Genomic DNA, 20962 nt, shown 5'->3' on the forward strand with positions numbered 1-20962 from the left:
TTCGATGCGGCATTATTGGCGATTATTGCGGCGGAATCGACCTGGGGACATGCCAACAGCCTTGGTGAATGCGGCGGTAAAATGCGACTGGCTGGCAAATCCGCACTTTAGCGCGAGTTGTGACAATTCGAGATTGTCCTCCAGCAGCAGGACGCGACTGTGTTCGATGCGGCGATCACGCACATATTGATAAGGGGTGACGCCCGTCGCTTGCCTGAACACGCGCGCAAAATGGAAGGTCGACAACCCGGCCACCGACGCCAAATCGCTAAGACGCACGTCATCCTCTAAATGGCCTTGGATATAGTCGATTACCCGCCGCAGTTTCCAGTTCGGCAGGACGATGTGGTCGGCCTGATCGTTGATCGGGTGCAGGTCCAAACGCTGCAATGCCACGCTGATGGCGCGGCTCATCCCCTCGACCAGCATTGAAGACGCAAAGCCCGGCGAAGCGATTTCTGCCTTCAATGCCTGTGCAAACTGGATCAATTGTCCATGGGGGTGAAACAGGACGGGGGCCATCTCGCGGAATTTGGTGCAGTCTGGCGACAAATTGGCCAGCAACCCATTGGGAAAATTCAGGCCAAATGTTTGGGACGTTGGATTATAAACAACATGGCTGTCGGTTCCATGTGGGGTAAATGTGGCACGCACCGCGTTACTGGGTTGCACTGCAAACGGCGTCCCGGCAAATTTGCCAAACGCCCTTTCCCCCGAACCGCGCGTGATCATCAACATGTCCGGTTGGGCTTCAACTCGCCCGGACACCATCAACTCGTTGGTCCGGGCTGGTTGGACGACGTTGAAGAGGGTTACGCCCGTATCGCTGTGTTCAAAAAAGTCGAAACCCGGCCGATCAAGATCGGTATTGAGGCGCGCGGGCATTTCCGCTTCGCGCTGCGCGTTCAATCCTTGGTTTGGCGTGGACATCTGCTCAACCCCCCCCGGACGAGATATCTGGTTGCGGAGCATTGACTGGCACCAAATTGCTACGCGACGAGACCGTCTACGTCGGGGAAATCGTATGTCTTACGCTTGCAATCAACCCGGTAATGGCGAGCATAGGGAGAGAAACAGCAAGAAACTGCAACAATCGCTGCCAGGTTAACCGGGACAATTCGCCTTCAGCTCTTCCAGCCAAACCGTCGCGACGCCGTCGCTCGGCGCGCGCCAGTCGCCGCGCGGGCTTAGCGCCCCACCGCCCGAGACTTTCGGGCCATTGGGCAGCGCTGAGCGCTTGAACTGGCTGGTGGTAAAGAAACGGAACAGGAATTCTTCGAGCCATTTTCGGATCGTCGGCAGATCATAGCTGTGCCTTGCCGCGCTCGGGAAACCGCGTGGCCAGCGGCCCTTCGCGACATCGTTCCAGGCATGCAGCGCGAGAAAAGCGATCTTCGACGGCGGCAGCCCCTGGCGGATCGTGTAGTGCAGGAAGAAGTCGTGCAGCTCATAGGGGCCGATCCGCTCTTGCGTGCTCTGGATCGCGCCGCTTGCATCAGCGGGGACCAGTTCGGGCGAGATTTCGGTCGCGAGGATCGCTTCGAGCACGCGGTCGGTCTCGGCATCCCAAAAGTCGGTCGCGATCGTCCAGCGGATCAGATATTGGATCAGCGTCTTGGGCACGCCGGCGTTGACGCCGTAATGGCTCATGTGATCGCCGACGCCGTACGTGCACCAGCCTAGCGCGAGTTCGCTCAAGTCGCCGGTGCCGACGACCAAGCCATTATGCTGGTTGGCGAGCCGGAACAGATAATCGGTGCGCAGGCCCGCCTGCACATTTTCGAAGGTGACGTCGTAGATTTTGTCACCCTTCGCGAACGGGTGGCCGATATCGTCGAGCATCTGTTGCGCGGCGGGGCGAATGTCGATCTCGTCGCCCGCCACACCCAGCGCGCGCATCAGCGCCCAGGCGTTTTCCTTGGTGTGGTCGCTCGTCGCAAAGCCGGGCATGGTATAGCCGAGCACATGATCGCGCGGGATTTTCATCCGGTCGACGGCTTTGACCGCGACGATCAACGCATGCGTCGAATCGAGCCCGCCCGAAATGCCGATGACGAGTCGTTCGGTGCGCGATGCCTCGATCCGCTTCATCAGCCCTTCGACCTGGATGTTGAAGGCTTCGTAGCAATCGGCGTCGAGCCGCTCGGGCGTGTTGGGGACGAAGGGGAAGCGGCGCAGGTCGCGCTGGAGCCCGACATCGGCGAAGTCGGGCTTGTGCTCGAAAGTGATGCGGCGGAACTCGTACTCGGGGTCGCCCGCGAGGCGTGCGGCGTCGTTGAAGGTACCGTTGCGCATCCGCTCGATCCGCAGCCGCGCGACGTCGATGTCGGCGACGATCGTGTCGGCCTCGCAGCGGAAGCGCTGAGACTCTTTCAGCAGATCGCCGTTTTCGTAGATCAGGCTCTGGCCGTCCCAAGCGAGATCGGTGGTGCTTTCGCCCGGCCCCGAGGCCGAGAAGACATAGGCGCAGATCGCGCGTGATGATTGCGCCGAGGCGAGCATCGCGCGGTCGCGTGCCTTGCCGATCAGGATGGGCGAGGCGGAGAGGTTGCTGCAGATATAGGCCCCCGCGAGCGCGCCGGTGGTCGAGGGCGGGGTGGGGGACCAGAAATCCTCGCAGATTTCGGTATGGAACACGAAATGCGGCAAGTCGCTCGCGGCAAAGATCAGGTCGGTGCCGAACGGCACGCGTTGCCCGGCGAGGTCGATTTCCATGCCGGTGAGGCCAGCGCCGCTCGCGAACCAGCGTTTTTCGTAAAATTCGCGGTAATTGGGCAGGAAGGTCTTGGGCACGACACCGAGGATGCGCCCGCGCGCGATGGCGATGGCGCAATTATAGAGTCGCCCGTTGCGCGGGATTGCGGCACCCACGAGCATCACTGTCGCGAGCTTGGCGGTCGCGCTCGCGAGCCGGGCGATCGCGGCGTCGGTCGCGCTGTGCTGGGCGGCCTGCATGTGCAGGTCGTCGATCGCGTAGGACGACATGTTGAGTTCGGGAAAAACGATCAGGTCGACGCCGTTCGCCGCCGCCTTTTTGACCAGATCGATCGCGGCTTCCGCATTGGCGGCAGGCTCGCCGACGGTCGCGCGTGGCGTGGTCGCGGCGACGCGCACCATTTCATGGGCGTGGATCGAATAGAAGCGGTGGGTGCGCGATTTGGCCATAAAGCCGCCAATAAGGCGCTTTCCCCGACAAGGCCAGTGAGCGCTCCCGGCTTAGCGGGCTCGTTTTAGCGGCCGGGGTGATACTGCCGCTCAATATGCCCGGTCAGCTCGCTGGGCCAGAAATAGACCGGGCGAAGCGCGCCCGTGGCGTAGCGCGTCGCCTGATCGTTGAAATGCTTTGAGGCCGGGTCGCCGCTTTCGCCGCCCGCCGTAACGGCAACGGCGCGCACCTGCGGGCCGAATTCGACCACCGCGACGAAGCTGTTGCCGCTGGTGCCATAATAGCGCTTGGTGCCCGGCCAGGCGTGCGCGCCGAACGAGGCGAGTGAGCCCCATTGCGCCGAAGCAAAGGCGACCGGCGTGCTCGGCTTGGCATCGTCGAATTTTTGCACGATCGCCGCATCATTGCGTTGGAAGCGGTTGATCTCGCCCCACGGCACTTCGGCCGAGCCGAAATCGGCGGTGAGCCGGTCGACGGCGACGCCGAGAGCCTTGAGCTTGCGCGCGGGACTGGCGGCTTCCATCGCGCGGTAATGCGCAAGCCCTGCGGTTTCGAGCTGGAGATCGGGGATGGTCTCCCCCCACAACGCCTCGCCCCAGAAAATCGCGAGCGAGGTTGCAACCGAGTCAGCGGCCCAGCGGCGATCCCAACCCTTGAGCAGCGCGACCGGTTTGGCGAGTTTCGCCTTGTCGGCGCCATCGGGCAGCGCTTCCCACGCCGTCACAAGGCCGGGGATCAGCGGATCGAACGCGTTGAGGTGCGGATCGAAGGCGAGCGCGCGCAGCCCCTCGATCGTCAGGCCGTTCGCCGGGGTGAGTAGAGCCGTCGCGTGCAGCCCGCGCGGATTTTCGCCTGCGGTGTCCATATAGCGCGGGAAGGCGCTTGCCTTGGGGCTGTCGGGTCCGGCCGCCGACCACGGCCAGTCGTTGGTGTTCATCACCCAGCCCACGGGCGGCGTGGCGGCTTTGGGTAATTCGCTCAGCGCGTGCAGCCCCTGCCAATCGGTCGCCGGATCGCTGCCATCGACGGGCTTGCGGTAATCGAAGCGATCATCGCGCTTGGGCACGAATTGCGGGTGGAGATAGGCAATCGCGCCCTTGTCGTCGGCGAACAACGTGTTGTTCGAACTGTTCGCACGGCGCTCGGCGACTTTGAGGAAGCTCGCGAGATCGCTCGCCTTGGTGCGCAGGAAGCTTTGCTCCAGCGCGGCCATCGGCTTGTTCATCAGCGCAAAAGCGATCCATTTGCCGCCCGTGCTGCGCGTAATCGGGCCGTGATGCGTGGCGAAGGTGGTGAAGCGTCGCATCGCGAGCATGCCGTCGGCGCGCCGGTACGACAGAGTGATCGGCTTGACCTTCACCGGGCGCAACTCGCGGCCATAGCGGTAAAAGCGCTTGCCGGCCTGTTCGACGATCGTCTCGGCGAATTCGTCGACCGAATCGACGCCGCTCGACGTGTGCATCCACCCGGCGTGGGCGTTGAAGCCCTGGTAGATGAAGAACTGACCCCAGGTCGCGGCGCCATAGGCGTTCAGCCCCTGGTCGCTCGACACTTGCTGTTCGGAGCGGAAGAAGAAGCTGGTGTGCGGATTGATCAGCAGCAGCGCATGGCCATCCTTGGTGCGCGACGGCGCGATGGCGATGCCGTTTGATCCCTGCGGCTCGCGATAGGTGCGGGGGTCGGGATCATTCATCGCGAGTTGCTTGCCGCCATAAAAGGCCGCGAGCTGGCGCAGGTTGACGCGTTCGATGTCGCCGCCGATCGACCCTTCGGAGAAAGCGAGCGCCATCCACGGCTCGAAATGCTTGATCACACGCGGGCGGACATTGGGGTGCGTGAACAGATAATAGTTCAGCCCATCGGCCCAGCTACGCATCAACGCCTGGAGCCAGGCGGGGCTATCGGCATGTTGCTGCCGCAGCGTGGCGGGATCGAGGTAGAGCCGCTGGCGCAGGTCCTGCCAGATCGCCTTCTCGCCCTCCGCCTCGGCCAGCCGCCCGAGCGCGACGAGATAATTGGTCTCGACGCGGTTGAAGTCGTCTTCGGCCTGGGCATAGATCATCCCGAACACGGCATCGGCATCGGTCGGGCCATGGACATGCGCGATCCCCCAATCGTCGCGGATGATCGTCGTGCGCTGCGCGGTCGCGGCCCAGCGCGCACGCTCGATTGTGTCGGTCTGGCCGAAAGCGGGGCTGGCATAGGCGAGGGCGGCGAGCGCGACGGGGAGCATTTTCATGGTCGCGGAGCCTAACGAGGCGACCCTTGGGCGGCAACCGCAGCATTGGCGTTGGCGCAACGATCGGGGAACGCTGGCGCCGGGTGCAGGGCAGGGATAAGCGCCCGTCAGGCGCGACGTTCGCCGAACGAGCGGACGAACAGCGGGATTTCGGGCAGGCGCAAATCCGCAATAAAGCCCGCCAGCTCATCGCGCGCGGCGCCGCGCAGACGCCCGATTCCACGAATATATTTGAGGTCGAGATGGGTCAGGCCGAGCAGGAACAGCTCGCGGTAAGCCACACGTTCGGCGAGACCCTGACCGACGCGGAAGCCGCAGGCCGAGGCGAGCTCCTCCAGCGCATCTTCGAACCGCTGGTCATTCTGGCTGCCGACCCGGCGCATGCGGTTGGGCATCACCACCCAGTTGAGCGCGCGCATCCCGTGCCGCGCCCGCGCGTCGCGCAGCGCGTTGACGAGCGCCGCGAAGCAGCCCTGCGCCTCAAGCTTTGAATAATCCGCGCGGAAGCGGCCCAGCAGATCGAGATCGACGAAGGAGCCGTTGACCGGGGTGACCAGCGTATCGGCGAGCGCGATCGCCCGGCGCGCGATCGGCGAATCATGGCCCGCCGCGTCGATAACGATGAAGTCGCTGTCCCAACCGATCCGCGCCAGCTCTTGGCACAATTGCGCGCCATTTTGCTGACGCAGGACGCCGCAGAGCGGCATCGGCAGCGCAACCCCCAGGCTACGCGCGGTCGCCTCGCGATTCGTGAGCGAGCGCGCGAGCGTCTGCTGGCGATAGTCGAGATCGAAACCGGTGACCCGGTATCCCGCACCCGCCAGCGCCGCACAGGTGTGGAACGCGAGCGTTGATTTGCCGACACCGCCTTTTTCATTTGCAAAAACAATGATGTGGCCGGCGGTGCGGGGGCGCGCGGCAATGTCGCGGACGACCAGATTGGGGTCTTCGTCGTAGAATTCGCTGAATGCGGATACCGTCGCTGGCCGAAGTCGTCCGACACTCAAGGCCAGTTCAGCGCCCATCTACCCCGGCCTCCGGCCAGACCGGCGCCCCGCGCACCCGATTCGGCAACCAAATGCTAACCACAAAAGCGGCGGAAGTCCTGCCATTTCGCTTGGGTAACGGTATGAACCCATCGGCAGGCTGCCCCGAATTGGGGCGCCCGTGCTATCTCAGCGTCGTTCAGCTCCCGGGATTATGCTCCGGCATCGGCGACCATCGTCAAAGACTCCGTATCGGCCCCCATTTCTGGCGCCGCTGTCGGGTGCGGCGCGGGGGTTGCGGAGAAGCGCGGGGCGGGGGCGGGCTGCGTTGCGCCGGCCACGCGGACAAAAGTTTCGCGCGCGGCATTATGCGGGTGCAGCGGCGCCTCGCGCATCGCCAGCACCGGGGCGAAGCAGATGTCGGTTGCTTCCATGATTGCGCACCAGTCATCGCGGGTTTTGGTCGCAAAGATCGCCGTCAGCTTGGCCTTGAGCGCGGGCCAGGCCGTGCGATCATGCTGGCGGTCAAAATCGGGATCATCGGCGACACCAGCCGCCGCACGCAGCAGCGCGTAAAATTGCGGCTCGATCGATCCGATCGCAACGAATCTGCCGTCGGCGCAGGCATAGGTGTCGTAAAAGGGCGCGGCGCCGTCGAGCAGATTCACCCCCGCTTCGTCGCGGTTGATCCCGGCTTCGAGCATGTGCCAGCTCATGCCGCTGAGCAGCGCCGATCCGTCGGTCATTGCGGCGTCGATCACCTGGCCCGGCGCGCCGTTCTTCACCGCGAGCAGGGCGGCAACCATACCAAAGGCGAGCAGCATGCCGCCGCCACCGAAATCGCCGACATAGTTGACCGGCGGCACTGGCCGTTCGCCCGCGCGGCCGATCGTGTGGAGCACGCCCGACAGCGCGATATAGTTGATGTCGTGCCCTGCGGCCAGTGCGTAGGGGCCGGTTTGCCCCCAGCCGGTCATGCGGCCGAACACAAGCTTCGGATTATCGGCGAGGAGGACATCGGGGCCGAGTCCAAGCCGTTCCATCACGCCGGGACGAAAGCCCTCGATCAGGCCATCGGCGCCGCGGCACAGATCGCGCGCGGCCGCGACACCTTCAGGCGTCTTCATGTCGAGCACCACTGATCGGCGATTGCGCGACAGCGCGTCGCGCGGATCGAGCCGCGCACCGGGGCGATCGATCCGGATCACCTCGGCGCCGTGGTCGCCGAGCATCATGCCGCAAAAAGGCGCGGGGCCGATGCCGGCGAATTCGATGATCCGGATGCCCGATAATGCGCCTGCCATGCCCAACCTCTCCCCGTTGCCTATGGGGTAGGCATGCCGGGTGCGGGCGCCGGGATCAATGGCGGGGTTTCGGCCGTGGCGGGTGCGGGGACGGTGGGGGGTGGCGCCGGCAAGGGCTTTGCCGGCGCGACGGTCGTCGGGAGCATCGCACGGATCGGCGTGTGCGGGCGCCCGTGCAGATCATCGATCTCGTCCTGGCGCATCTGGAGGTAAAGATCGCGGCGCTGCGAATAGAGATCCTTGTCGCTGCTGCGCATCCGCCGCAAATCCTCGTCGAAAGCGGCGCGGCGGTCGAGCGTGCGTCCGGCGCTGGTCGGCAAAGCGAATTCGACGCGGTTGAAGGGGCTGCCGACCACCACGGGCAGCAGCGCCCTGTCGGCGAACGAGCCGACGATGTCGCGAATCGTGGTTGGCCCGACGATCGGTAGGAAAAGATAGGCGCCCGGCTGCACCCCATAAAAGCCCAGCGTGTTGGCAAAACCGTTCGGACGGCGCGGCAGCCGGATCCCTTTGCGCTTGGCAATGTCGAACAGCCCGCCGATGCCGATCGTCGTGTTGACGAAGAAGCGCGCGAAGGTTTCGGCGGCCTTGCCGATTTTGTGCTGGAGCACGAAGTTCACGAACACCTTGGGTTCCTGAATGTTGAACAGGAAATTATTGAGCCCGTCGCGCACCGGTGCCGGCACGACCTTGACAAAAGTGAGCGCGACCGGCGCGACCACTGCCTTGTCGACCGCTTGCGTGACCGCAAACGAGGTTGCGTTGAGCTTTTCGAGCGGATCGCCAGCCGTGCGCTGATTCGCGGTGACCATGACTTCCATCGGCTCAGACTCGGTCGTCTGGGCCGGATCGGTCGGTGCGGGCAGTGTTGCAGGCGCGGGTGTTGCAGCGGCCGCTGGCTTGGGAGCATCCTGATCTTGCTGGGTCTGCGCGATCACCTCGGCGGGCAGCGCAAGCGAGATGCCGCCGCTATTGACCGGTGCCCCGACGAGCAGCATCGCGCTGGTCATGCCGGCAAAGCTCATGCCGTCATCGCCGCAGTGAACGCGCCCGTTGGTGCCGAGGCGACCCTGACGGGTGCCCGGTAGAATGCGGCATTGGTCAACGCTTCACCAAAGCAGGTATCACTACAATTCCCCCTGGGCCAGAACGGCGCACATGGCCCCCCCCGGACCGCCCGAACTGCCAAACCACGGCTCTTTGACGAATATACGCGCAAGAGCAAGGATTCGTGACAGCGCGCGTTGCGCAAATTCGGTATTTGCGGTATTAGGTAGCAAACGCACCAACAGCTATCTATCCGACCAGAGCCATCGACCCTTACCCTTAGACGCATGGGTATGACCAATTTCCGACTGGCGCTTGAGAAGCGCTATTCCTCGCTTGCGGGACGTCTTGAAGACGTGCACGCCAATATCGACCGCATCCGCCGCGAGGCTGAAAAGCTAGACGAGCTTGAGGCCAGCATCCCGCAACTGGAGGCGCTAGTGGCAAGCGCTGAGATGCTGCTTCGCGATGCCGATCCAGATTGGCAACCCGAACAAACACCAGCGCTCAAGCCTTGGACCCATAATATCCCGGTCCCGTTTGGGTCATGCGGCCGGCGCGGCATGGCGGTTCTTCTCAATGCGGGCGATAAGGGTTTGACGGCGCGGGAGGTCGCGCTGGAAGTTCTACGTGAAGTCGGTTGTGATGATCCTGACCGGCAGACGCTTCGTCGCACGCAAACGGCCGTTGAGGCCTCGTTCCGAAAATTCAAAGGGCGGACGGTTGAGGCATCAGGGAAGTATCCGATGCAGTGGCGCAGCATCGTGCGACCGGAGATTGTCTTCGATCCGTAAGTATCGGTCAAAGCATCAGCGCAGTGTTACTCGGACTCGGCACAGTGCTATTCTAAGTAACACTTTGAACAATTACGAAAAAGTGGTTGCGTCAACAAATAGATTTAGCTATATCGTCCGCCGTCGCCACAAACGACGAAGCCCGCAGACGGGGCGTAATCCGTCCACGGGCTTCTTTCATCAACCCTTGTTTGCGAAGGGGACGAATCGTATGCGCATATGTCGCGCTACGAAGGCTTTTTACTTGCGCATTTAGCGGGAGTCCAGCTTTTTTTTAGCTAATCCAGATGGAGCGTTTTGACGCCCATCGCCGACAGACATTGAAACAGAAAGGCGGCGGTGAAGGAGCCCCGGCTAACCTTGTTCCTAAGGTTGGCTTCGGATTCCTTCACCCCTGCCGCACCGAGAGCACCGACCAGATCGGCGTAGCTCATCCCCTTCCGAAGCATTTCCGCTCTCAGGACGCCTTTGGCGTATGCAGACCAATCAATCACGGGCATAACCTCTTATGGTATTTACGTCATCATATTTGATGCGAATTAGCTTGACCTGCTTGGACTAGACCATCATATCCGATGCGAACGTAACGCATTGGAGGGTGAGTCGCAGCATTTTCTTCTCTCGGCAAGGGCACGAACGCTTGATCTCAAGCGCGTCGCCCGCATGTCCGAGGAAGAGGCGGAGGATGCGTTCGTGGCGCTTCGCTATTGCGAGACTGACGGCGAACCATTCTGCCATCACTGCGGCTGTCAGGTGGTCTATCGGATCAACCGAACCGTCAAGAATCGAAAGACGGGAGCGATCCGCACGCGTCGCCTGTTCAAATGTGCCAATTGTCTCAAGCAGTTTTCGGCGACGGCCGGTACAATCTTTGCCAGCCGAAAGCTGGCGCACCGCGACATCCTCTTCGCCATCGCTCTCTTCACGAACGGCGCGAAGGGCAAGGCGGCGCTGCACCTCAGCCGCGATCTCAACGTGCAGTATAAGACCGCGTTCGTGTTGGAGCAGAAGCTGCGGGAGGCCCTCGGGAAGCTCCAGCACGCCGAAACCCTCACCGGCGCGGTCGAGATCGACGGGGCATATTTCGGCGGTTACGTGAAACCATCCACCCGCAAAGAACACCGCCGTGACCGCCGCAAGCTCGCAAATCAGTCCGGGAAGCGGAAATGCGTCACGATCATGCGCGAACGGAAGGGGCGTTCCCGTCCATTCGTATGCAGCGAAGTCGAGGGCGCTGGGCTGGTCCCCTATGTCGTGGACATCAAGAGCAGTCGCATGTTCGCAGACGAATCAAAGTCGTATGATTCGCTTGAGGCGATCGTGCGCGTCGATCGGATCGACCATTCCAAGAGCTACGCGGAAGGCGACGTATCGACTAACCAGGCCGAGTCCTTCTTCTCCCGGATGCGGCGTGCGGAACGCGGTGTGCATCATCGGATCGCCGTTCACTTGGGAGCCTATGCGGATGAGATGTCATGGCGGGAGGACAATCGGCGAATTTCCAACGGCGAACAGTTCCTGACCATTGCTGCGGCGGGTCTTCATCACCCCGTGTCACGCCAGTGGAAGGGCTACTGGCAACGGCGGAAAGCCGCGTGATGGCGACCTTCCGCGTCCTCCTCATCGGCTCCAACCAGCCGCTCCTTGTCGATCTGCCCGCTGGCAACGTGGCGGACCTGATCGAGATCGCATCACGCACCAAATTCATCGAGGGCAGAATGGTCTTGCCCGATGAGGATGGGGTTTGCTGCGGGGTAATGTTTCAAGCGTGCCGCATTCAGCTTGCAGTCGAAACGGACGGCTAGATAATTGCCGCTGCGATCAAGAGCAGGATTAGCCCGCACACGATCCCGACGATGCCCTTGAGACAGCCCATCACCAGTCCAGCAGGCCATCTCGGCCCATGTCTTTAAGGGTCTGCACACCGGCTGGTTGGTTGGCGGCAAGGGAATCGCCGTCAAAATAGTATCGCGTTTGATTATCACAACTGACCCAAAAACGTTGATTGAAACGGTTTGAGCCCGACGTGACTTGCGCCATTTGAACCCGGTCGCATCGCGCATCCATAGCCGCAATCTTGGCCGTTTTTCGCCGAGTGGCGTTCAACTCTCGCACTGCTGACCCAAACTTAGCGACAACATTTGGATATTGATCCTCGGTGTACGGGGCAACGGCGGCTGGGTCGATCTCCACAGGGGATTTCCGTGTGACGTCGGAAACGCTTGATACGGCGGGAGCCACAACCTTCGGCGTCTCGTGCGGCGGCTTCGAGCCCTTGGAATCCGGCAGCGAAACCGGGGTCTGGGCCGCGACCGGAATTGATCTCGGAGGTTCACCAGACAAATTCGCACTGATCGCTCCGACCGTGACAAGCACAATCACGCAACCCAGTATCGTTCTCTGTGCCATCGCCATTTCGTCATCGCCTCCCTTGGAACCGAGAAGGCATTTAGTGACCAAAGGTTAACAGTGGGACTCTTACTCCGTGGACGAATAATCACCTATCCGTCGATTTGGCGGGGTGAGCGATCCATATCTCGACATCCTCGGCCAGCGCATCCGGGCGCGGCGGCAAGGTATGGGATTGTCGCAGGAAGGCTTGGCGCACGCAGCCGGGCTTGACCGCAGCTACGTAGGTCGGGTCGAGCGCGGCGAGCATAACCTGACGTTTGTTTCGTTGGTTAGGCTTGCGCGGGCAATGGGGTGTGATGTGGCGGCGCTGACGATCGGCCTTCCACCAACTCGCTAAACAGGATTGACAAAGCGCGCAAATTTTGTTAAACCTCGCAGTGCTCGATTGCGAGGTTCGGCCCAAGAGTCCTAATCTTGCAGCGCCCGCTCACTTAAGCTTCAGGAATCCCAAAATGTGCGAAGATGTCGCGCGCCTCGTTAAGGGCGTCCCCCAAAAGCCCAATGCACGTTACAGGGAAGATATCAGCTTCTCGCAGCAATTTGAGCAGGGACTGGTCCATATCGTGGCTGATTTCCAGATCGAAGGTGAATGTCATCCACTGCGGGTATGGATCGCCAACCGACCGCAAACCGCCGATCGTTGCCAAGCGCACGATCTTTCGATCGAGGTTTTCGACGAGGACAATAAGCGCGCCCATTCGCGAGTCCTCATTGCGGACATGGCGATCGAGAACGTCGAAGGCATCAATAAGGGCTGGATGGGTCGTGGCGTATTCCAGTCGTTTGTCAGCAATCGCGTTCTGGAGATTTCGCCACCATTCTGGTGGCCTACGGGGCGGGAGTCGATCGACGCGTCCGTCCACCGCTGTCAATGCACCAAGAATGGCTTGGACGACGGCACGGCACCCGGCCACGAAGTGTTCCGGCACGTCACCAGCGCCGACACTCTTACCATCCTTCAAAATTTGCGATGGACCGTACACCCCGGCGGATTTTTGGTTGAGCCGTCGCAGAATAGCGTGAAGCTGCTGGATGCCCTGATCGGCCCGCTGTAAGTTACCAACCAACGTCAGTCGCCCCAGATCATGCAGCGCGACGGATCGAAGTGCCGATCTTAGTGGCGCTTTTGGTTAGCGAAACCCGCAATTCATTGCATAAATTCGAGGTAAGTTGGCTGGCTTGAATAACGTGACCATACATGGCGGTCATTTTATCCATACCTTCATTTTGAAGGTCTGCCCGCAATGTTCTGATCAGTCCGTTGCAATTTTCGTCGTACACCGTGACCATCGCTGCAAGGTCGGGGAAATACAGACTGACCAGCGATCTTATCCTGCCGAGGTTGAGCTTCTCGATCTTTGCACCAGCCGCGTCCTTCCGATCGAGAATACTAATGGCGACGACGATCTGTTCAGACGAAACATTTTGGAGCGCGTCGAGTTCGGAAAAGAGTTCGTCTACCTTTGCCCGCATTAGCGCTGCATCGTCCCGCCTCTGCGATTGACTCAATTCCCGCGTCCTAAAGCGGCCAGTGATGACACTGCCGCCCCAGCCGGCCATTGCGGTGATCGCGGCAATCAGCGCAGTGCTGTAATCGACCATAGCTGATAACCAATCCCTGCCGGTATCAGGACGAAACGACCAACTTATTCAAAGACCGTGTTCAGGGTCTTGTCGTTTGCCTTGTCCCGGCCTCGCTTAAACGCGAGCGCCACAACGATCAGTGACGGGATTAGGTAGCCGATAAAGCCGCTGGCGTTGAACGAGCCATCCACCGCAGAGGTGAAGCCGTATATCGTCGAGCCCACCACGTAAGCTGCCACGGCTGCAAGCAGATTGCTGACCAATGGGTCGGGAGTGACGCGCTTGAAAATTGCCCAATGAAGCAGCGAATACAGCAGATAGATGCCAATCAGCGATCCAATCAGCGATCCGACCAAGTAGCCCATTACATTACTCCCGAAATTTCTTCCGAGTTAACAGACGGCCGGTTAAAATCGCGTATCGAAGACATTAAGATTTTGGTGCTAGGCTTATTTGTCGAAACCGATTGGGATAGGATATGACCGAAAGTACGATTACGATCATTCTTTTCGGTTGCGGCACGGCGGCCATGTGGCTGTGCGAGCGCGACGGCCGAAGCGATAATGTGCTTAGCCTCATGCTGTTTCTATTCGGCCCTTTGTCTCTCGCTTTTGCCTGCCTAGTCCGCAATGAAAGATCGACAGGACCTCAATCGCTGGACATCGCTCGGCTGGCTCTAACCGCCCTGTACGGCATCGCGTTCGCGCAATGGATGTCGCGACCCTGAGGTGCCGCCGATTGCAGCGAGTGAGGGTTTAGGTGCGTTTGCTACCTAATACCGGGTATTTGGCGCGCCCGGCAGGACTCGAACCTGCAACTCCAAGCTTAGAAGGCTCGTGCTCTATCCAGTTGAACTACGGGCGCGCGCGACACGTCCGTTAGCCGGAATTGCGCGACCGGGAAACGCCGTTAAAGCTTCGCACGCGAGAATTTGGGGGAACGGGATGGACGTCAAATCGGTTTCGGCACGCGATCTGGGGCGCGAGCCGTTTCGCTATTTCGATTTCGTGATGGCAGCGTTCGTTGCGATCATCCTGCTGTCGAACGTCATCGGCGCGGGCAAGGTCGCGCAGATATGGCTGCCGGGTGTCGGTTACTGGCCATTCGGCGCGGGGATCCTGTTCTTCCCGATTTCCTATGTGATCGGCGACGTGTTGACCGAGGTTTACGGCTACGCCCGCGCGCGGCGGGTGATCTGGGCGGGGACAGTTGCCGTGCTGTTCATGGCATTCATGTCGTTCGTCGTCGTCGCCCTGCCGCCGGCACCCGACTGGAAAAACCAGGCCGCTTATGAGACGATTCTTGGACAGGTGCCGCGCATCGTGTTTGCGTCGGTCTGTGCGTTTTGGGCGGGCGAATTCGTCAATTCCTATGTGCTGGCGCGCATGAAGCTGTGGACCGGCGGCAAGCAGTTGTGGAGTCGCACGATCGGTTCGACGGTGGCGGGGCAGGCGGTCGACAGCCTGATCTTCTATCCGCTCGCCTTTTGGGGGGCGGAAGGGTGGACCAATGATCTGGTGATCAAGGTGCTGCTGACCCAGTGGCTGCTCAAGGTCAGCTGGGAAGTGCTGCTGACGCCGGTCACCTACCTCGTCGTCAATTTTCTGAAGGCGCGCGAAGGTGTTGACGTGTTCGACGACAAGACTGATTTCACGCCCTTCCGGGCCGACGTGTGAGCTGGCTCCAAGCCGTCAAGCTCTGGCTGGTTGGCCAGACGCATCTCGCCAAGGATGCACTGCACATCTACGTCGCGCTCGGTTTGTTCTTCGGGTCGGCGCTGCTGTTCGGGTGGAAGCTGACGAGCTGGAAGCCGTGGGCCGTGGTGCTCGCGGCCGCGCTGCTGGGCGAGGCGTGGGACATTCGCGACCGGCTGGTGAGCGGGGTGGCGCTCGACCTGTGGGGCGATTGGCATGACGTGTGGAACACGATGTTCTGGCCGAGCGTCATCCTGCTGCTTGCGCGGCGAACGACGCTGCTCAAGCGTTGACAGTTTGATCGGCGTCAAAGCGGCTGCGCATCGCTCGACGTAGAAGGCGGCATCACCTGATGAGGGAGCGATGCCATGACTGCTCATTTTCCCGCCCACCATTTCGCCGTTGCACAACCAGCGGTCGCAAGAGCGCCTGCCGGGATCGGCCACAACCGCCCCGCGCCGCATGTTTTCGACCTGCACCCGATGCTGCATGTCGCGGTGTTCGGCGGCTTCTTTGTTTATCTGGGCATTATGTGGAGCGCCTTTGCCGATCCTGGCCTCGCGATTCCGTTCGTCATTTTCGCCTTCTTCATCGCCGCCTTCTTCGTGGTCCCAGCGATATGGGCGTGGATGGCGCCCGCAGCGGGTGCGCGCGAGAGCTGGGCCGATTTCCTGCGCGAGGGGATGGATACCGGCAGCGGTCGGCTGAGCGCGGGGTCTGCCATTGCGCAAGTGATGATCATGCCCGCGATGCTGATCCTTTGGGGTCTGGCAGTCGCGGTGATCCGGGCGACGGTCTGACCGGGTTCAGGCGGCAGCGTCGCGCAGATCGTTGAGGCGCACGAGGCGAATGCCGCGTGCGCCTTCGCGCGCGATGATGCCATCGGCTTCGAGTGCGGTGAGCTGGCGGCTGACCGTTTCGATCGTCAGGCCGAGCAACGTCGCGATTTCGCCGCGCGTCAGCGGCAGATCGAGCAGCAGGCCGTCGGCCGGGGCTCCCTCGCAGCTCCCTTGCGCGAAGATCAGCAACAGGCCGGCCAGTCGCGCCCGGGCGTCGCGCCGCCCGATGAGGTCGATCAGGTCATGCGCGCTGGCGAGCTGTTCGCTGGTGGCGCGCAGCACGCGCTGCATGAAGCCGGGGTGGTGGCCCATCTCACGCTCGATCAGCTCGCGCGGGAACAGGCAGAGCTCGCAATCGGTGATCGCGGTCGCGCTGCTGTCAATCTCGGTTGCAAACAACCGGGCGAGGAATCCGGCCGGATGGAGCAGGGCGACGGTGCGTTCGGTGCCATTAGCGTCGAAGCGCGATAGCTTGAGCACGCCGCTGACGAGCGTGGCGCACGCGATCGACTCATCGCCCGCCGCGAACACCGTTTCCCCGCGCCGATAGCGTTTGCGGCGTCCGAGCCGGGCCAGGTCGCGCCGCTCGGCATCGCCAAGCCCCGCGCACACGGCGATATCGCGGACCGGGCAGTCGTCGCAGCCGAGCGGATCATGGGCCATCAGGCGCCCACCGTCTCCAGCAGCCCTTCGAACAGCCGCCGTCCGTCGTCACCGCCATGCGCGGCTTCGATCCGACGTTCGGGGTGCGGCATCATGCCGAGCACATTGCCGCTCGCGTTGAGCACCCCCGCAATCTGCCGCGCCGAGCCATTCACGGCTTCGCCATAGCGGAAAGCGACGCGGCCTTCGCTTTCGAGCCGGTCGAGCGTCTCGGCGTCGGCGGTGTAGTTGCCGTCGTGGTGGGCGACGGGCACGATGATCCGCTCGCCCGCGCTATAGCGGCTGGTGAAGGCGCTTTGGGCATTGTCGACGGTGAGCGCGACATCGCGGCAGACAAAATCCAGGCCTTCGTTGCGCATGAGTGCACCGGGCAGCAGCCCGATTTCGGTCAGCACCTGAAAGCCATTGCAGACACCCAGCACCGGCACGCCAGCCTCCGCCGCCGCGATGATGGCGGGAATGATCGCCGAGCGCGCCGCAATCGCGCCGCAGCGGAGGTAATCGCCATAGGAGAAACCGCCGGGGAGTGCGATCAGGCCGATATTGTTGGGCAGCGCGGTATCGCCGTGCCACACCATCACCGGCTTGGTGCCCGTCACGGCGTCGAGCGCCACCGCCATGTCGCGGTCGCAGTTCGATCCGGGAAAGACGATGACGGCGGCTTTCATGCGCGCTCGATCCGGTAATTTTCGATCACGGTATTGGCGAGCAGCTTGCGGCACATCTCGTCGATCGCCGCGTCGCTGGTGTCGTCGGCGACATCGAGTTCGAACAGCTTGCCCGCGCGCACATCGTTGATGCCCGCAAAGCCCAGACCGTCGAGCGCCTTGTGGATCGCGCGGCCTTGCGGGTCGAGCACGCCGGGCTTCAGGGTCACCACGATCCGCAATTTCATCACTTACTCCCCGGTAACGCATGTCTGCTATGCCTAGGCGCTCGGCTCGCCGCAACCTTCATCACTTGTTTACGTCTGGGGCACAGGCTCCGAATTGGGCAGCGCGGGGGCGCGATGCCGCGTAATCAGAGGAATGCGGGATATGGCCGGGCTGGCAATGGTGATGTTCATCGCGCTCTTCGCCTTTGGCGGCGAGTATTTCGGCTGGGGCGACCATGGCGGGCAAATCCAGCTCGCGCTGTTCTGCTGCTTCATCTTCGGCATCATCTGCGGGCTGAAGGTGAAGGGCTAACCCCACCGGCGGCGCGGGTTATTTGCCGCGCCGCTTGCGATGGCTTTCGAGGTCGAGCACCGCATTCTCGGCGCCTTCGGGCAGCAGGCCGAGGCGACGCGCCACTTCCTGATAGGCCTCTACCTCACCGCCAAGGTCGCGCCGGAAGCGGTCCTTGTCGAGCTTCTCGCCCGACTCCATGTCCCACAAGCGGCAGCAATCGGGGCTGATCTCGTCGGCGAGGATGATCCGCGAATAATCATTGTCCCAGATGCGGCCGAATTCGAGCTTGAAGTCGACCAGCCGAATGCCGATCCCGGCGAACAGCCCGCACAGAAAATCATTCACCCGGATCGCCAGATCGGCGATGTCGTGCATCTCTTCCTGGCTCGCCCAGCCAAACGCGGCGATATGTTCGTCGGTGATCATCGGATCGCCGAGCTCGTCGCTTTTATAGGCATATTCGATGATCGTGCGCGGGAGTTGGGTGCCTTCCTCGATCCCAAGGCGCTTCGATAGCGATCCGGCGGCGACATTGCGCACCATGACTTCGATCGGCACGATTTCGACCTGGCGAATGAGTTGTTCGCGCATGTTCAGACGACGGATGAAGTGCGTCGGCACGCCGATCAGCGCCAGCAGCGTGAAGATATGCTCCGAAATCCGGTTGTTGAGCACGCCCTTGCCGCTGATCGTGCCCTTTTTCTGGGCGTTGAACGCGGTCGCATCATCCTTGAAATATTGGATCAGCGTGCCCGGTTCGGGGCCTTCGTACAGGATCTTGGCCTTGCCTTCGTAGATTTGGCGGCGGCGAGCCATCGGCGGAGACTTTCACAAATAACGTGCCCCGGCTGCGCGACCAACGGGCATCGCGCAAGAACCGGGGCGGGAACGACTGCTATACCGGATGGCGCGCGCTGGCGCAACGCGCGAGCGGGCGCTCAGGTGACGGCGTGGCGAGCTGCGTATTGCGGGTCGCGATAAGCGCCGGTGGCGAGCAGGTCGGCAAGGATCGCACTCGCGCGCACGACATCCTCGAAGCCCAGGTAGAGCGGCGTCAGGCCGAGCCGGAGGATGTCGGGCGCGCGAAAATCGCCAATCACGCCGTGCGCGATGAGGGCCTGGCAGAGCGGATAGGCTTGCGGGTGACGAAACGAGATGTGCGAGCCGCGCTGCGCTGGATCGCGGGGGGACACGCATTCGAGGCCGAGCGCATCGCCGATTGCGGCGAAGGTGTCGAACAGGGCGGCGCTTTTGGCGGCGATGAGGGCGGGGTCGGCTTCGAGCATCAGGTCGACGCCGACCTCCAGCGCGGCGAGCGACAGCACCGGCGGTGTGCCCGCGAGCCAGCGCTTGATGCCCGGGGCGGGGGCATAGCCATCGGCGAAATCAAAGGGGGCCGCATGGCCCATCCAGCCCGAAACCGGATTAACGAGGGCGGCTTGGTGACGCGCGGCAACGAAGAGATAGGCCGGCGCGCCGGGGCCGCCGTTCAAATACTTATAGCCGCAGCCGACCGCGAGATCGGCGTTCGCACCGTTCAGATCGGCCGGCACCGCGCCCGCGCTATGGCTCAAATCCCAGAGTGCCAGCGCGCCGACTTCATGCGCCCGCGCGGTCCAGGCGGCCATGTCGAAACGTTCTGCGGTCTTGTAGTGGACATGGGTGAGCATCAGCACCGCGACTTTATCGTCGAGCGCTTCGGCGAGTTGGTCGCGGGGGACGACGCGCAGGGTCGCGCCGGGGATGCCCGCGACGACGCCCTCAGCGATGTGCAGGTCGGTCGGGAAATTGCCTGCCTCGCTCAGGATGACGCGGCGGTCGGGATTGGCGCGAAGGGCCGCCGTCAGCAGCTTGAACAAATTGACCGACGTCGAATCGGCGACCGCGACTTCGCCGGGGGCCGCGCCGATCAGCCGGGCGATCTTGTCGCCGATGCGAAGCGGCGCCTCGATCCAGCCTTCGTTCCAACTGCGGATCAGACGCTCGCCCCATTGCCGCGTCGTCAGATCGGCGACCGCCGCCGCCGTCGCCTTGGGCAGCGCGCCGAGCGAGTTGCCGTCGAGGTAGATCACGCCTTCGGGCAGGTCGAACCGCTGGCGAAAGCCGCGCAACGGATCGGCGGCGTCGCGCGCGCGGGCTTCGTCGAGCGTCATCGTCGATATCGTCATTGGGCAAAAGCCGCGTCGATCAGCGCGACGGTCTTTGCCCAGGCGGCGCTATCGGGCGCGATCAGTTCGACATGGCCCGTGGCGGCGACGCGGTGGAGCGCGACCCGATCGCCCTTGGCGCGCGCTTGGGCTTCGTAGCCGGTGCCGAGGCGCATCGGGATGATCCGGTCATTCTCGCCATTGACGAGGTCCTGCGGCACGCCGAGTGGCAGCAGGCGCGGCACCGAGGTGTCGGCGAACACATCGGCGTGTGTTGGTGAGGGGGAACCGGTGAGCCGCGCGACGACCTCGGTGCCGCAGCCATTGTCGGGGCTGGCAGCGGTCGCCTCGAGATCGGGCAGCCCGCCCAGGCTGATCACATACGCGATGGGCAGCGGCTTTGGTGCGTGCAGCACACTTCCCTTCGGCAGTCGCGCGCGCCCTGCAAGCCACAGCGCGAGATGCCCGCCCGCCGAATGGCCGACCGCGACGACCTTGGTCAGATCGAGTTGGTAGCGCGCGGCGGCATCTCGCAAGGCATCGGTGGCGGCGCTCGCATCCGCGAAAGTCCCCGGATAGCCGCCACCTGGCCGATCGACACCGCGATAATCGATGTTCCACACCGCATAGCCGCGACTGCGAAGGTCGTTCGCGATCCAGTTCATCAAGCTGCGGTCGGCAATCTCGGTCTGCCAGCAGCCGCCGTGCACCATCAAAACGGTCTTGTGCTTGCCGGGAGTCCGGGGCAGCCAAAGGTCGACCTTTTGATGAGGATCAGCGCCATAGCTGATCGTCGCATCGGGCGCGGGGCGGGGGCGGCCGGTGAGGTCGGGCCAGGTCAGCAGTTTCGGATCGGCCATCGCGGTGAACACCAGTAGCAGGGCAAGGAGAAGGGGTCGCATCGCGCAACCCTATCCG

26 protein-coding genes and 1 tRNA gene are annotated in these 20962 nt (G+C 62.5%); 10 read left to right on the forward strand and 17 right to left on the reverse strand.

Annotated features, from left to right (window positions below; translation table 11 throughout):
- Nucleotides 1-12: 12 nt before the first annotated feature.
- The 6 genes from K2W81_RS10175 to K2W81_RS10200 all read right to left on the reverse strand — a co-directional run bounded on the left by K2W81_RS10175 (nt 13) and on the right by K2W81_RS10200 (nt 8720).
- Nucleotides 13-930 (reverse strand): AraC family transcriptional regulator, encoded by a 918-nt coding sequence (locus tag K2W81_RS10175; RefSeq protein WP_294103933.1) that lies wholly within the window; start codon nt 928-930, stop codon nt 13-15.
- Nucleotides 931-1104: 174 nt separating this feature from the next.
- Nucleotides 1105-3165: an NAD(+) synthase gene (locus K2W81_RS10180; RefSeq protein ID WP_294103935.1), complete on the reverse strand. Its 2061-nt coding sequence runs from the start codon at nt 3163-3165 to the stop codon at nt 1105-1107.
- A gap of 65 nt (nt 3166-3230) precedes the next feature.
- Nucleotides 3231-5399, reverse strand: a complete 2169-nt coding sequence (locus K2W81_RS10185) for a penicillin acylase family protein (RefSeq protein ID WP_294104010.1) — start codon at nt 5397-5399, stop codon at nt 3231-3233.
- A gap of 113 nt (nt 5400-5512) precedes the next feature.
- Nucleotides 5513-6430: a division plane positioning ATPase MipZ gene (locus K2W81_RS10190; protein ID WP_294103937.1), complete on the reverse strand. Its 918-nt coding sequence runs from the start codon at nt 6428-6430 to the stop codon at nt 5513-5515.
- A 173-nt stretch (nt 6431-6603) separates the two neighbouring features.
- Nucleotides 6604-7695 carry a CaiB/BaiF CoA-transferase family protein gene (locus K2W81_RS10195; protein WP_294103939.1) on the reverse strand — a complete coding sequence of 364 codons (1092 nt, stop codon included), beginning with the start codon at nt 7693-7695 and terminating at the stop codon, nt 6604-6606.
- Between the two features lie 20 nt (nt 7696-7715).
- Nucleotides 7716-8720, reverse strand: coding sequence for a VacJ family lipoprotein (locus K2W81_RS10200; RefSeq protein ID WP_294103942.1), 1005 nt, complete (start codon nt 8718-8720; stop codon nt 7716-7718).
- Between the two features lie 309 nt (nt 8721-9029).
- On the opposite strand from K2W81_RS10200, the gene K2W81_RS10205 reads away from it, so the two are divergent.
- Entirely contained in the window at nt 9030-9536 is a 507-nt protein-coding gene (locus tag K2W81_RS10205) for a hypothetical protein (RefSeq protein WP_294103944.1), read from the forward strand.
- Nucleotides 9537-9814: 278 nt separating this feature from the next.
- Here K2W81_RS10205 and K2W81_RS10210 read toward each other — a convergent pair whose 3' ends face one another.
- Nucleotides 9815-10036, reverse strand: a complete 222-nt coding sequence (locus K2W81_RS10210; protein WP_294103946.1) for a DUF6471 domain-containing protein — start codon at nt 10034-10036, stop codon at nt 9815-9817.
- A 91-nt stretch (nt 10037-10127) separates the two neighbouring features.
- On the opposite strand from K2W81_RS10210, the gene K2W81_RS10215 reads away from it, so the two are divergent.
- A complete protein-coding gene (locus K2W81_RS10215) occupies nt 10128-11135 on the forward strand; it encodes an IS1595 family transposase (protein WP_294103958.1) in 1008 nt (335 codons plus the stop codon).
- Complete coding sequence (locus tag K2W81_RS10220) at nt 11099-11341, forward strand: hypothetical protein (RefSeq protein ID WP_294103960.1); 243 nt, start codon at nt 11099-11101, stop codon at nt 11339-11341. Before K2W81_RS10215 ends, K2W81_RS10220 begins: the two co-directional genes overlap by 37 nt.
- Nucleotides 11342-11411: 70 nt before the next feature.
- Here K2W81_RS10220 and K2W81_RS10225 read toward each other — a convergent pair whose 3' ends face one another.
- Nucleotides 11412-11951: a hypothetical protein gene (locus tag K2W81_RS10225; RefSeq protein WP_294103962.1), complete on the reverse strand. Its 540-nt coding sequence runs from the start codon at nt 11949-11951 to the stop codon at nt 11412-11414.
- Between the two features lie 106 nt (nt 11952-12057).
- On the opposite strand from K2W81_RS10225, the gene K2W81_RS10230 reads away from it, so the two are divergent.
- Nucleotides 12058-12285 (forward strand): helix-turn-helix transcriptional regulator, encoded by a 228-nt coding sequence (locus tag K2W81_RS10230; protein WP_294103964.1) that lies wholly within the window; start codon nt 12058-12060, stop codon nt 12283-12285.
- A 115-nt stretch (nt 12286-12400) separates the two neighbouring features.
- Nucleotides 12401-13003 (forward strand): hypothetical protein, encoded by a 603-nt coding sequence (locus tag K2W81_RS10235; RefSeq protein WP_294103966.1) that lies wholly within the window; start codon nt 12401-12403, stop codon nt 13001-13003.
- A 28-nt stretch (nt 13004-13031) separates the two neighbouring features.
- Here the strand turns inward: K2W81_RS10235 and K2W81_RS10240 are convergent, their stop codons facing one another.
- Complete coding sequence (locus K2W81_RS10240) at nt 13032-13550, reverse strand: hypothetical protein (protein ID WP_294103968.1); 519 nt, start codon at nt 13548-13550, stop codon at nt 13032-13034.
- A 44-nt stretch (nt 13551-13594) separates the two neighbouring features.
- The gene (locus K2W81_RS10245; protein ID WP_294103969.1) at nt 13595-13897 is read right to left on the reverse strand and encodes a hypothetical protein; all 303 of its coding nucleotides are present in this window, start codon (nt 13895-13897) and stop codon (nt 13595-13597) included.
- Between the two features lie 113 nt (nt 13898-14010).
- On the opposite strand from K2W81_RS10245, the gene K2W81_RS10250 reads away from it, so the two are divergent.
- Nucleotides 14011-14259 (forward strand): hypothetical protein, encoded by a 249-nt coding sequence (locus tag K2W81_RS10250; protein WP_294103971.1) that lies wholly within the window; start codon nt 14011-14013, stop codon nt 14257-14259.
- Between the two features lie 60 nt (nt 14260-14319).
- On the opposite strand, the gene K2W81_RS10255 is transcribed toward K2W81_RS10250, so the two are convergent.
- Nucleotides 14320-14396, reverse strand: a tRNA-Arg gene (locus K2W81_RS10255).
- Nucleotides 14397-14476: 80 nt separating this feature from the next.
- On the opposite strand from K2W81_RS10255, the gene K2W81_RS10260 reads away from it, so the two are divergent.
- The 3 genes from K2W81_RS10260 to K2W81_RS10270 all read left to right on the forward strand — a co-directional run bounded on the left by K2W81_RS10260 (nt 14477) and on the right by K2W81_RS10270 (nt 16026).
- Nucleotides 14477-15208, forward strand: coding sequence for a queuosine precursor transporter (locus tag K2W81_RS10260; protein WP_294103973.1), 732 nt, complete (start codon nt 14477-14479; stop codon nt 15206-15208).
- Nucleotides 15205-15519 carry a hypothetical protein gene (locus tag K2W81_RS10265; RefSeq protein WP_294103975.1) on the forward strand — a complete coding sequence of 105 codons (315 nt, stop codon included), beginning with the start codon at nt 15205-15207 and terminating at the stop codon, nt 15517-15519. Before K2W81_RS10260 ends, K2W81_RS10265 begins: the two co-directional genes overlap by 4 nt.
- Nucleotides 15520-15594: 75 nt before the next feature.
- Nucleotides 15595-16026, forward strand: coding sequence for a hypothetical protein (locus K2W81_RS10270; protein WP_294103977.1), 432 nt, complete (start codon nt 15595-15597; stop codon nt 16024-16026).
- 6 nt (nt 16027-16032) lie between these two features.
- Here the strand turns inward: K2W81_RS10270 and K2W81_RS10275 are convergent, their stop codons facing one another.
- From K2W81_RS10275 to purS, 3 genes are read right to left on the reverse strand one after another with little or no spacing between them, the layout of a single operon-like run.
- Complete coding sequence (locus K2W81_RS10275) at nt 16033-16728, reverse strand: Crp/Fnr family transcriptional regulator (RefSeq protein WP_294103979.1); 696 nt, start codon at nt 16726-16728, stop codon at nt 16033-16035.
- Nucleotides 16728-17396 (reverse strand): phosphoribosylformylglycinamidine synthase subunit PurQ, encoded by a 669-nt coding sequence (gene purQ / locus K2W81_RS10280; protein WP_294103981.1) that lies wholly within the window; start codon nt 17394-17396, stop codon nt 16728-16730. The genes K2W81_RS10275 and purQ overlap by 1 nt, the downstream gene beginning before the upstream one ends.
- Nucleotides 17393-17623, reverse strand: coding sequence for a phosphoribosylformylglycinamidine synthase subunit PurS (gene purS / locus K2W81_RS10285; protein ID WP_294103982.1), 231 nt, complete (start codon nt 17621-17623; stop codon nt 17393-17395). Before purS ends, purQ begins: the two co-directional genes overlap by 4 nt.
- Nucleotides 17624-17765: 142 nt before the next feature.
- On the opposite strand from purS, the gene K2W81_RS10290 reads away from it, so the two are divergent.
- A complete protein-coding gene (locus K2W81_RS10290; RefSeq protein WP_294103983.1) occupies nt 17766-17915 on the forward strand; it encodes a hypothetical protein in 150 nt (49 codons plus the stop codon).
- A gap of 18 nt (nt 17916-17933) precedes the next feature.
- On the opposite strand, the gene purC is transcribed toward K2W81_RS10290, so the two are convergent.
- The 3 genes from purC to K2W81_RS10305 form a co-directional block, all read right to left on the reverse strand.
- On the reverse strand, nt 17934-18713 hold the full coding sequence (purC, locus tag K2W81_RS10295) for a phosphoribosylaminoimidazolesuccinocarboxamide synthase (protein WP_294103984.1): 780 nt from the start codon (nt 18711-18713) through the stop codon (nt 17934-17936).
- A 122-nt stretch (nt 18714-18835) separates the two neighbouring features.
- Nucleotides 18836-20050: a kynureninase gene (gene kynU / locus K2W81_RS10300; protein WP_294104011.1), complete on the reverse strand. Its 1215-nt coding sequence runs from the start codon at nt 20048-20050 to the stop codon at nt 18836-18838.
- Between the two features lie 11 nt (nt 20051-20061).
- A complete protein-coding gene (locus K2W81_RS10305) occupies nt 20062-20946 on the reverse strand; it encodes an alpha/beta hydrolase (RefSeq protein WP_294103985.1) in 885 nt (294 codons plus the stop codon).
- Nucleotides 20947-20962: the final 16 nt, after the last annotated feature.

This window comes from Sphingomonas sp. (assembly GCF_019749955.1).
In the GTDB taxonomy this organism is placed as follows: Bacteria; Pseudomonadota; Alphaproteobacteria; order Sphingomonadales; family Sphingomonadaceae; genus Sphingomonas.